Origin of the sequence: Bradyrhizobium sp. AZCC 1577, assembly GCF_036924575.1 — a bacterium.
In the GTDB taxonomy this organism is placed as follows: Bacteria; Pseudomonadota; Alphaproteobacteria; order Rhizobiales; family Xanthobacteraceae; genus Bradyrhizobium.
In genome coordinates this window covers 4,942,845-4,954,780 of sequence record NZ_JAZHRQ010000001.1, presented here as the reverse complement: position 1 = coordinate 4,954,780, position 11,936 = coordinate 4,942,845, and the positions used below count along the sequence as shown (strand labels likewise).

Annotated in this window: 7 protein-coding genes and 1 pseudogene; 7 read left to right on the top strand and 1 reads right to left on the bottom strand. The window is 63.5% G+C overall.

Annotation, left to right across the window (positions count from 1 at the left end; all coding sequences use genetic code 11):
* Nucleotides 1-95: 95 nt before the first annotated feature.
* The 7 genes and pseudogenes from V1278_RS23500 to V1278_RS23470 all read left to right on the top strand — a co-directional run bounded on the left by V1278_RS23500 (nt 96) and on the right by V1278_RS23470 (nt 9,681).
* Nucleotides 96-2,604: pseudogene (locus tag V1278_RS23500) on the top strand (penicillin-binding protein 1A).
* 204 nt (nt 2,605-2,808) lie between these two features.
* Nucleotides 2,809-5,298: a penicillin-binding protein 1A gene (locus tag V1278_RS23495; RefSeq protein ID WP_334382340.1), complete on the top strand. Its 2,490-nt coding sequence runs from the start codon at nt 2,809-2,811 to the stop codon at nt 5,296-5,298.
* A 126-nt stretch (nt 5,299-5,424) separates the two neighbouring features.
* Nucleotides 5,425-6,556, top strand: a protein-coding gene (gene prfB / locus V1278_RS23490; protein ID WP_334382339.1) for a peptide chain release factor 2 whose coding sequence is annotated in 2 segments (ribosomal slippage) — nt 5,425-5,493 and nt 5,495-6,556 — 1,131 coding nt in all. Because the reading frame shifts where the segments join, the coding sequence is not laid out codon by codon here.
* Between the two features lie 3 nt (nt 6,557-6,559).
* Complete coding sequence (locus tag V1278_RS23485; protein ID WP_334382338.1) at nt 6,560-7,432, top strand: NAD(P)-dependent oxidoreductase; 873 nt, start codon at nt 6,560-6,562, stop codon at nt 7,430-7,432.
* Between the two features lie 84 nt (nt 7,433-7,516).
* Nucleotides 7,517-8,422, top strand: a complete 906-nt coding sequence (locus V1278_RS23480) for a DMT family transporter (protein WP_334382337.1) — start codon at nt 7,517-7,519, stop codon at nt 8,420-8,422.
* An 84-nt stretch (nt 8,423-8,506) separates the two neighbouring features.
* Nucleotides 8,507-9,190 carry a helix-turn-helix domain-containing protein gene (locus V1278_RS23475; protein ID WP_334382336.1) on the top strand — a complete coding sequence of 228 codons (684 nt, stop codon included), beginning with the start codon at nt 8,507-8,509 and terminating at the stop codon, nt 9,188-9,190.
* Entirely contained in the window at nt 9,187-9,681 is a 495-nt protein-coding gene (locus tag V1278_RS23470) for a cupin domain-containing protein (RefSeq protein ID WP_334382335.1), read from the top strand. The genes V1278_RS23475 and V1278_RS23470 overlap by 4 nt, the downstream gene beginning before the upstream one ends.
* Nucleotides 9,682-9,716: 35 nt before the next feature.
* Here V1278_RS23470 and V1278_RS23465 read toward each other — a convergent pair whose 3' ends face one another.
* Nucleotides 9,717-11,885: a carbamoyltransferase C-terminal domain-containing protein gene (locus V1278_RS23465; protein ID WP_334382334.1), complete on the bottom strand. Its 2,169-nt coding sequence runs from the start codon at nt 11,883-11,885 to the stop codon at nt 9,717-9,719.
* Nucleotides 11,886-11,936: the final 51 nt, after the last annotated feature.

The window sequence follows — 11,936 nt, the reverse complement described above, 5'->3', positions numbered from 1 at the left end:
TGTTCGACCGCGTAGCGGCAACCCGTCCGGCGGGATTGCCGTATCTGGATAGGCGCCGCGATGACGGCGCACAGGGTTGGAACGGAACTTCGATAATGCGCTTGCTGGTCCGGTTTTTGGGTTTCCTGTTTGCGGCCGGCACCGTGGTGTTCCTGGTCGGCGTGGCCGGCGTCGCGGGTGCGATCTGGCATTTCTCCAAGGACTTGCCCGACTATTCGCAGCTTCAGGATTACGAGCCGCCAGTGATGACGCGCGTGCACGCGTCTGACGGCGCGCTGCTCGGCGAATATTCCAAGGAGCGCCGGCTCTATCTGCCGATCCAGGCGGTGCCAAAACTCGTCATCAACGCGTTCCTCGCGGCCGAAGACAAGAATTTTTACGAGCATGGCGGCATCGACTTCACCGGCATGGCGCGCGCGGCCGTGCTCTATGCGCAGAATTTCGGCTCCAACAAGCGTCCGCAGGGCGCGTCGACGATCACCCAGCAGGTCGCCAAAAACTTCCTCCTGACCAACGAGGTCTCCTTCACCCGCAAGATCAAGGAAGCCTTGCTGGCGATGCGCATCGAGCGCGCCTACTCCAAGGACCGCATCCTCGAGCTCTATCTCAATGAAATCTATCTCGGCCTTGGCGCCTACGGCATCGCGGCGGCGTCGCTGGTCTATTTCGATAAATCGGTGAATGAGCTGACGGTTGCGGAAGCCTCCTATCTGGCGGCGTTGCCGAAAGCGCCAGCGGCGCTGCACCCGGTGCGTAACCGCGATCGCGCGGTGGAGCGGCGCAATTACGTGATCGACCGCCTCGTGGAAAACGGCTGGATCAAACAGGCCGACGCCGACAAGTCCCGCAAGGAACAGCTCAACGTCACCAGCCGCGGCAACGGCGCGCATATCTTCGCCGGCGAATATTTCGCCGAGGAAGTCCGGCGCGACATCTTCGAGCGTTACGGCGAAAAGAAGCTGTACGAAGGCGGCCTGTCGGTCCGCGCCACGCTCGATCCGAAAATGCAGGTGATGGCGCGCAAGACCATGGTCGCCGGTCTGGTCCGGTATGACGAGGCCAGCGGCTGGCGCGGCGCGGCCTCCAAACTCGATGTTTCCGGCGACTGGGGCGTGAAACTCGCCGATGTCAAATCGCTTTCCGATATCTCGCCCTGGCGTATGGCCGTGGTGCTGGAGACATCCGACCAGTCGGCGCGGATCGGTTTCCAACCGGGCCGCGAACTCGGTGGCGCCGTCAGCAAGCAGCGGCAGACCGGCATCATCACGCTCGATGGCGTGCGCTGGGCCAAGGCTGCATCCGGACCCGCCAAGGGCAGGACGCCGAGCTCCGTGGCGCAGGTGCTGTCGCCGGGCGACGTGATCTATGCCGACCCGCTGTTCGACAAGGAGGGCAAACCGGTCGAGGGCCAATACCGGCTGCGCCAGTTGCCGGAAGTGTCCGGCGCGTTGGTCGCCATGGATCCGTGGACCGGCCGCGTGCTGGCGATGGTGGGCGGCTTCTCGGTTCGACCAGAGCCAGTTCAACCGCGCGACACAAGCCTATCGACAGCCGGGTTCGTCGTTCAAACCGCTGGTCTATTCGGCGGCAATGGACAACGGCTATACGCCGTCGACCGTCGTGGTCGACGCGCCCATTGAAATCGACCAGGGGCAGGGCGCCGGCGTATGGCGCCCGGAGAACTATTCGTCCGGCAAATACGGCGGGCCGACGACGCTGCGCAACGCGCTCCGGCAATCGCTGAATACGGTGACCGTGCGGCTCGCGCAGGACATCGGCATGCCCTTGATCGGCGAATATTCGCGGCGCTTCGGCGTGTATGACGAATTGCCGAATTACCTGTCCTATGCGCTCGGCGCGGGTGAAACCACGGTCATGCGCATGGTCACGGCCTATTCCATGTTCGCCAATGGCGGCCGCCGCGTGAAGCCGACCCTGATCGATCGCATCCAGGACCGCTACGGCCGCACCATCTTCAAGCATGACGCCCGCGAATGCCGCGGCTGCGACGCGCCGAGCGGCTGGAAGAACCAGGCCGAGCCGCAACTGGTGGATCGCCGCGAGCAGGTGCTGGACCCTATGACGGCCTACCAGATCACCTCGATGATGGAATATGTGGTGCAGGCCGGCACCGCGACGGTGGTCAAGGAAGTCGGCAAGCCCATTGCCGGCAAGACCGGCACCACCAACGATGAAAAAGACGCGTGGTTCATCGGCTTTTCGCCGGACCTCGTGGTCGGCATCTATGTCGGCTTCGACAAGCCGCGCAATCTCGGCCGCGGCATGACCGGCGGTCATCTCGCCGCGCCGATCGCCAAGGATTTCCTCAAGCTCGCGCTTGCCGACAAGCCGGCGGTCCCGTTCAAGGTGCCCGCGGGCATCAAGCTGGTTCGCGTCGATGCCAAGAGCGGCATGCGCGTCGGTCCGGGCGAGGGCGGCCGCACCATCCTCGAAGCGTTCAAGCCGGGTACCGCGCCGCCGGACAATTACTCGGTTATCGGTGTTGCCGACATGGACGGCCGGGCGCCGCAGGGATACCCGCAAGGCTACCAGCCTGATGCTGCGGGCAACATCATGCGGCCCGGCACCGGCGGGCTTTATTGATCCGGGCGAGCCGTCGGCAATCTCAGGATGTATCCTTGGACATTGCGTGATACACGCGTCTGGACCCGGGTGGGTCCCGATAGTTGGTATCGCGGCAGAGTGAGATGCCCGAGGTCGAGATAGGCGTCCGAGGATAGCGCAAAGCCCTCGCACGAGGGCCAACGCTGGCTGTCGCGGCGCAAGGGTTGGAATGGAATTTCGGTAATGCGCTTGCTGGTGCGGTTTGTGGGTTTTCTGTTTACTGCCGGCACCGTGGTGTTTCTGGTCGGCGTGGCCGGCGTCGCGGGCGCAATCTGGCATTTCTCCAGGGACTTGCCCGACTATTCGCAGCTTCAGGATTACGAGCCGCCGGTGATGACGCGCATCCATGCGTCGGACGGCGCGCTGCTTGGAGAATACGCCAAGGAACGGCGTCTCTATTTGCCGATCCAAGCGATGCCTAAACTCGTCACCAACGCCTTCCTCGCGGCCGAGGACAAGAATTTTTACGAGCATGGCGGCATGGACTTCACCGGCATGGCGCGCGCGGCCGTGGCGTATGTGCAGAACTTCGGCTCCAACAAGCGTCCGCAGGGTGCGTCGACGATCACCCAGCAGGTCGCGAAGAACTTTCTTCTGACCAACGAGGTCTCCTTCACCCGCAAGATCAAGGAAGCCTTGCTGGCGATGCGCATCGAGCGGGCGTATTCGAAGGACCGCATCCTCGAGCTCTATCTCAACGAAATCTATCTCGGCCTCGGCGCCTACGGCATCGCAGCGGCGTCGCTGGTCTATTTCGACAAATCAGTGAACGAACTGACGGTTGCGGAAGCGGCGTATCTTGCAGCGCTTCCGAAGGCACCGGGCACGTTGCATCCGGTGCGCAACCGCGACCGGTCGATCGAGCGGCGCAACTATGTGATCGATCGCCTCGTGGAAAACGGCTGGATCAAGCAAGTCGACGCCGACAAGGCCCGCAAGGAACCGCTGGTCGTGGCCAGCCGCTCCAATGCCGCGCATACTTTTGCCGGCGAATATTTTGCCGAGGAAGTCCGGCGCGACATCTTCGAGCGCTACGGCGAAAAGAAACTCTATGAAGGCGGCCTGTCGGTCCGCGCCACGCTCGATCCGAAGCTGCAGGTGATGGCGCGCAAAGCGATGGCCGCCGGTCTCGTGAACTTCGACGAGGCCCAGGGTTGGCGCGGAGCTGTGAGCAAGCTCGACATCTCCGGCGACTGGGGCGTGAAACTCGCCGACGTCAAATCGCTCTCTGACGTCTCGCCCTGGCGGATGGCCGTGGTGCTGGAGACATCAGATCAGTCGGCGCGGATCGGTTTCCAGCCCGGCCGCGAACTGGGGGGCGCCATCTCCAAGGACCGGCAAACCGGCCTCATCACGCTGGACGGTGTCAGATGGGCGAAACCGGCCTCCGGTTCGGCGCGCGGCAAGACGCAGGCCTCGGTCTCGCAAATTTTGTCGCCGGGCGACGTGATCTATGCCGACCCGCTGTTCGACAAGGAGGGCAAGCCGGTCGAAGGCCAGTATCGCCTGCGGCAATTGCCTGAAGTGTCCGGCGCCATGGTCGCGATGGATCCGTGGACCGGCCGCGTGCTCGCGATGGTGGGTGGGTTCTCGTTCGACCAAAGCCAGTTCAATCGCGCGACACAGGCCTATCGGCAGCCGGGATCGACTTTCAAGCCGCTGGTCTATTCGGCGGCGATGGACAATGGGTATACGCCATCGACCATTATGGTCGACGGGCCGATCGAGATCGATCAGGGGCCGGGCGCCGGCGTCTGGCGCCCGGAGAATTTTTCGGTTGGCAGCTACCGGGGTCCCATTACCCTGCGTGAAGCCCTCAAATGGTCGGTCAACACCGTGACGGTGCGGCTGGCGCAGGACGTTGGCATGCCCTTGATCGGCGAATATGCCAAACGTTTCGGCGTCTATGATGAATTGCCGAACTATCTTTCCTATTCGCTCGGCGCCGGTGAAACCACAGTGATGCGGATGGTCACGGCCTATTCGATGCTCGCCAATGGCGGCCGTCGCGTGAAGCCGACCTTGATCGACCGCATCCAGGACCGTTATGGCCGCACCATCTTCAAGCATGATGCGCGCGAGTGCCGCGGTTGCGACGCGCCCGGCGGCTGGAAAAACCAACCTGAGCCGCAACTGGTGGATCGCCGCGAGTTGGTGCTCGATCCGATGACGGCCTACCAGATCACCTCGATGATGGAAGGGGTGGTGCAGGGCGGCACAGCATCGGTGCTGCGGCAGGTGGGCAAGCCGATCGCGGGCAAAACCGGCACCACCTCTGACGGAAAAGACGTCTGGTTCATCGGCTTTTCGCCTGATCTCGTCGTCGGTCTCTATCTTGGCTATGACAAGCCCCGCAGTCTGGGCAGAGCCGCGCAAGGCGGCCATACCGCCGCTCCGATCGTCAAGGATTTCATGAAGCTTGCGCTCGCTGACAAGCCGGCGGTCCCGTTCAAGGTGCCTCCCGGCATCAGGCTGGTGCGCGTCGACGCCAAGAGCGGCATGAGGCCCAACCCGGGCGAGGGTGGCCGCACCATCCTGGAAGCGTTCAAGCCGGGCACCGCGCCGCCGGATAGTTACGCCGTCGTCGGCGTGGTCGACGACGGACGGGTGCCGATGCAGCCGGGAATCCCGCCTGACGCCACCAATGTCATGCGCCCGGGCGACCTGTATTAGCCCGCCGGCATCAAACAAAACGCGAGTTCACTGGCCTGAGCCGATTGCGCTTTGCGGCGTACGCCGCTACATCCGGCCCGTTGAACATCTATCCAGTAGCGGTTCCATCCGCAGACAGAAGAGACCATGCGCGCCGAAGTCGAACGCCTTGTTGAAGAGATCAAGCAGTCAGTCGGGCTGCTGAGGAGGCATCTTTGACGTCGAGAAATCGACGGCACGGCTGGCCGAGCTGAACAAGCTCGCCGAAGACCCCAACCTCTGGAACGATCCCCAGAAAGCCCAGAAGCTAATGCAGGAGCGCACCTCGCTGGTGGATGCGCTCGAGGGCATCGGCAAGGTCGAGCGCGAGCTCGACGACAACGTCGAAATGATTGCGCTCGGCGAGGCCGAGAACGATGAAGGCGTGGTGGTCGAGGCCGAGGACGCGCTAAAAGCCCTGAAGAAAGAGGTCGCCCGCCGCGAGCTGGAAGCGCTGCTGTCCGGCGAGGCCGACAAGTTCGATTCCTATCTCGAAGTGCATGCCGGCGCCGGCGGCACCGAAAGCCAGGACTGGGCCGCGATGCTCCTGCGCATGTATACGCGCTGGGCCGAAAACCACGGCTTCAAGATCGAGTATCTGGAAGAAACGCTAGGCGAAGAGGCCGGCCTGAAATCCGCCACCATCCAGATCAGCGGGCACAATGCCTATGGCTGGCTGAAGACCGAAGCGGGCGTGCACCGCCTGGTGCGGATCTCGCCGTTCGATTCCAACGCGCGCCGGCACACCTCGTTTTCTTCCGTGGCGATCTTTCCGGTCGTCGACGACAGCATCAAGATCGACATTAAAGAATCCGACGTACGCACCGACACCATGCGCTCGGGCGGCGCCGGCGGCCAGCACGTCAACAAGACCGAATCCGCGGTTCGCTTGACGCATATTCCGACCGGCGTCGCGGTGGTCTGCCAGGCCGGCCGCTCGCAGCACAAGAATCGCGCCCAGGCCTGGGACATGCTGCGTGCGCGGCTCTACGAAATCGAACTGAAGAGACGCGAGGAGCAAGCCGCCGCCGATCAGGCCGCCAAGACCGATATCGGCTGGGGCCATCAGATCCGCTCCTACGTCCTGCAGCCCTACCAGATGGTGAAGGACCTGCGCACCGGCGTGCAGACCTCGGATACGTCGGGTGTCCTCGACGGCGATCTCGACGAGTTCATGGCGGCGACGCTGGCGCAGCGCGCGTTCGGCACCGCGCCCGGCCAGGTCGAGGACGTGGACTAATCCATGACCAACGTCGGCTTCATCGGGCTCGGCCGCATGGGCCATGGCACGGCCGGCCGCTATCTCGATGCAGGTTTTACGGTTGCGGTGTGGAATCGCAGCAAGGCCAAGGCGGAAGACCTGATCGCGCGCGGCGCGTGCTGGGCTTCATCTCCGGCGGACGCCGCGAACGGTGCTGATGCCGTCGTCACCATGGTCGCCGACGACGACGCATCGCGTGCCGTCTGGCTCGGCCAGGATGGCGCTGCTGCAACGATGAAGGCGGGCAGCCTCGCGATCGAATGCTCGACAGTATCGCACCAGCATGCGCTCGACATGGCGCGCGAACTGCGCGGGCGCGGGCTCACCTATATCGATTGTCCCGTCACCGGCCTTCCGCAAGCGGCGGCGGCCGGCAAGCTGACCCTGCTCGTCGGTGCTGACGCGGCCGATCTCGATCGCGCAAGACCCTATCTCGCGCCGATCGGCGACGTCATCAGGCATTTCGGCGCAGTCGGCACCGGCACGGTCTACAAGCTGATCAACAATCTGATCGGCGCGGTGCAGATCGCGAGCCTCGCCGAAGGAATCGCGATGGCCGAGCAGGCCGGACTCGACATGAACCTGGTGGCAGAAACGATGGCGACCGGTGCGGTGGCGTCGCCGCAGGTGATCCGGCATTCGAAACGCATGGTGGCGCGCGATTTCTCCGGCGCGTCGTTCACGTCGGCGCTCCGCTACAAGGATGCGATCTATGCGGTGAAGCTGGCCGAGAGCCTGCTCGCGGATGCACCGCTACTCGGGCGTGCCGCAGTCGATGCCTACGCCCGCGCAAAGGCCGAGATGCCTGACGACGACGAAGGCAAGATGATCGAGATCGTCTCGCGGCCGAAATAGCCGCCGCACGATCGTATTCGGAAATCGGGTGGCAAAATCCAGCGCGACTTAATAGACGCGGCTGTCTTCTCGATTTGAGCAGCCATGACCGCCAACGACAACCGGATCGACGCCCGCGACTGGTCGCTGCTCGGCCTGCTCTCGATCCTGTGGGGCGGATCGTTCTTCTTCAACGGCGTGGTGCTACGCGAGCTGCCGCCGTTCACGCTCGTGCTGTTGCGCGTGCTGCTGGCCGCCATGATCCTGCTGCCGGTGCTGTGCGCACAACGACTGCCGTTTCCGAAGGGGTGGATGGGCTGGCGGCCGTTCTTCCTCGTCGCCTTGTTCAACAATGTGCTGCCGTTCTCGCTGATCGTCACCGGACAGATGTACGTCCCGAGCGGGCTGGCTTCGATCCTCAATGCCACCACGCCGCTGTTCACGGTGGCGGTGATGGCGGCGGCGGGCGAGGAGAAGCTCATCATCAGGCGTGTGGCCGGCGTGATCACAGGCCTTGTCGGCGTCGTGATCCTTCGCGGCAGCGGAGTAGGCTTTGCCAGCGGGCAGGGGCTCGGCGTCCTCTTGTGTCTCGCGGCGGCGCTGAGCTACGGCATCTCCGCGCTGATAGCGCGGCGCGCGCTATCGGATTCGCCGCCGCTTGCCACCGCCACGTTTCAATTGATGGCATCGAGCCTGATGATGACTGTCGTCGCCGGCATTTTCGAGCGTCCCTGGCAATTGCCAATGCCTGATACGGTGACATGGCTCGCGGTGTTCGGTCTTGCCGGCTTGTCGACGGCGCTGGCCTATATCGTTTTCTTCCAGGTGCTGCGGCGTTCCGGCGCCACCAACGTCATGCTGGTGACGCTGCTTGTGCCTGTTACGGCCATCCTGCTCGGCTCGCTCGTGCTCGGCGAGCAGATTTTGCCGCGTGAAATCGCGGGCGCACTGGTGATCGGGAGCGCGCTGCTGTTGATTGACGGCCGCGGTCTGAAGTTTCTCGAGCGTTAATCGCTCGCGCAGGCGACGCGAGCCGGCTTGACATTTGCCTATATAGCAATACGATTTGCCTTATAAGCAAAGCGGGAGAGCAGCGTGGTTTCGGCAGAAGCTGGCCGGCGCGCCCGCGAGGCGGCGCGCCTTGCCGCAATTGGAGCCGTCATTCGCAGGGCCCGTTCGGCGCGCAGTTTGACGCTCGATGAACTCGCCGGAATGGTCGGGCTATCAGTGACATTTCTCTCGCGGATCGAGCGCGGACTGATCGCGTGTTCGATCGGTAATCTGCTGGAGATTGCCGGCGTCCTTCAGGTGCGGCCGGCCGAATTGTTCGCCGACATCGAAGGAGAGGACCGGACGCGTGCGTATCGCGTGGTGCGGTCAATCGATGCCGTTCCATCGAAGGGCGCTGATGCAAACTATGCCTGGCGCAAACTCGCTTCGGGCGTGGGCGAGCAGCGGCTGGAAAGTTTCCTGCTCGAATTATCGGCAAAACCGCGCAAGCCGACGCTGGTCGCGCATCCCGGCGAAGAAATGTGCTTTGTCCTCGAAGGCAGCGTCGAATTTCAGGTGGGCGACGAAACTATCGCGCTGGAACGCGGTGATTCGATTCATCTGCGCTCAGACGTACCGCATATGGCGTGGGCGCGCGGGTCCGGCAGTGCGCGCCTCCTGATGGTGACATCAATCGAAAATCAGTCGGCCATCGCGGTCGAGTGGTGGAGCGATATTGCGGGCAGGAAAGGCGAACGAGAGAAAACTGCAAAAGGGAGAGCGAAATGAGCGTCAGGAGCAAGGAGATTCCCGATACCGCGGCCGCAAATGCGGGATTGACGACCGCGCGCGAAGCGTCGCGGAAGGACCACAAGCCTTACGAGGCGCGCCATTTCGACGAAGTCGAATGGGAGACGATCCGCTGGCCGGGTGAGACAGGCAAAATGCTTTTTCATCCGCGACCGGAACGCCCGACCGAACCGAATGCGGGAATTCTGCGGCTTGAACCCGGCGCTTATCATCCCGAGCACTATCATGGCTTCGCACAGGTCTGGCATATCCTGAAAGGCGAGTTTTCAATCGACGGAACGCTGCATGGTCCGGGAACGGTGCTGTTCCATCCCGACCCGCACTTTGAGGGTGAATTCCGCACCGAAACGGGCGGGGAGATATTCATCGTCCAATATCCTGGTCCGACGACCGGTGAGCGCCCAATCTATAGCGGCCGGTTCAACATGGCGGAACGCAAGGCGGTTGCGAGCGAACGCGTCGATCTCTGAGCCGGCGGATCACCCGATCTCAAGGAACAAGCGAATTATCGCGTAAGCTGACTGGAAGCTGATGTCTTCTTCCAGTCGGCAAGCCAGCTTTTGAACCTTCCGCTGTCGCGCTCGCCGCCGTGCCAGGCTGCGGTGACGGTGCCGTCGCCGGCCACCAGCACCACGACATCGAGCCCCTTGGAACGGCGCAGCGTATCGATCGCCTGCTGCGGGGTCTGCGCGATCGGTCCTGCGACATTGAAGGAGGTGTTGACGGACAGCTCGACGCCGATATGGCGGCCGAGCGCCTTTAAGTAGGCATAGGTGAGGGGATCGTCGCCGGCGCGCACGATCTGGATGCGGCCGGTGCCGTCGGCGTGGATGACCGCCGGGATTTTTTCGCGCGCATGCGGCTTCGAATGCGCTGTCAGCACCATGTAGTTATAGGCGTTGTAATCGGCATCCGCAGCGCCGGGCAGCAGTTCGAAGTATTCTTTCGCAGCTTCCAGCGTTGCCATCGGCGCCAGCGGGCGAATGGCCTCGCGGTATTTGACGCGCGCGTTGAGCAGCTCGCGCACCGCCGGATCGCAGGGATTGGCGAGGATCGAGCGATGGCCGAGCGCACGGGGACCGGTCTCGGCCGCGCCCTGATACAGCGCGATCACGCCGTTTTGGGCGACCATCAACGCCATCAGGTCGGCGATCGCTTCAAGGCCTTCAGGCGTCGATATATCGCCGATCCTTTGCGAGGTGATGTCATCGGCCGCAACGGCGTGGACGATGTCGCCTTGCGAGGGCGGCGTGCCGCAATAGAAGGCGTGCGTCATCGGCGCGCCGCGCGGAGCGCCCGCCAGATGCGCGAACAGCCAGGCGGCACCGATGGTGACGCCGGGATCGCCGGGCACCGGCGGCACCCACAGATGCAGCCGCGCGTTGCGCCGCTGCGCGCCCGCGAACCACGCTTCGTCGAAATGTTCGAGCAGCCGCATATTGCCGACCGCGTTCAGCGCGACGCCGCCGGTCAGCACCAGCCGGTTGGCGCCGGTCGTGCGCAACAAATGATCGACGACGTGGATCATGGCGTCCTCGAACACCAGTTGCGTCGCGGCCGCCTTGTCGAGACGGTCCTTGGTATCGGGACGGTGGTGGATGTCCTCGACACGCAGCACCGCATCCGGATTCCAGAGCTGGTCTCCCTTAAGCGGTTCGCCGAGAATTTTTGTGAGTGCTTCCTTGTAGGGATGGTCGAACGGGTCGCAGTACCAGTTGGCCAGCGCGCGATTGAGCCTGATATCGCCGTTCGCCCCGAAATGCAGAACGTCGCGCAGCCGCGTGTAATAGGGATTGCTGGCGCGGTCCATATTGCCCCAGGCGGCAGCGCCCATGTAGCGGCCCTCGCTGGACAGCCAGGTCCAGCCGCCCTGTGTTGACGAGATCACGCTGTAGAATGCACCGAGTGAATCGAACATGCTGTCGTTGCAGTAGAGCCGACGCATCGCGTCGTTCTCGACCACATAGAGCGAGATCGAGCCCTGATCGCCGGTGCCGTCGAGCACCGCAATCGCGGTCGGCGCGGTATCGTCGGCGAACGGCGAGGCGGCGTACGAAAACCATGCATGGTTGTCGTGATGCGGCAGGCAGATCAGCGGCACCCGCTCGGCAAGCCCAAGCTGGCGCGCGAGGATTTTTGGCGTCCGCGTCATCTGGTCGAGGCGGCGGCCGTCGAAGCCCGTGGCCTCGGTGGTGCGTACGAGTTTTAGGCTCTGCGGCAATTCCTCGAGCACCGAGCGCGCCAGCGTACCGGCGAGCGTCGGGTAATCCCAGCTCGTGAGCCAGGCATCGATGTCGCCGATGTCGCGGCCCATGCCGCGCAGCGTTCCTACCGCCGCGTCGATCGACAGCCTCGGATATTCGGTGGTGTGCTTGTTGCCGGAAAAGCGTTCTTCCTCGTTGTTGACGATCAGCCGTGGCCCATCCGCCTGCGTCACCTCGACCAGCGCCAGCCCTGAATTGTGCGTGCCGGGCGCGCCGAGGCCCGCGAGATAGACCGCCTCGCCCCGCGCGAGCTTGTCGCGCACATGCGCGATCCGCGCATCGGCGAATTCAGAGCCAAGCTGATGAAATCCCGCAGCACGCATGGTCTTTGCAGCGAGCCAGCGCGCAAAGCGAAATCCACCCGCCGCGAGTTTTGGGCGTCGCGGACCAATTCGTGTGTTCGGTTTCAAGCCTTAGTCCAACCTCTGGGCCTCGCCATCGCGCAAGGTCATGCCTGCAGC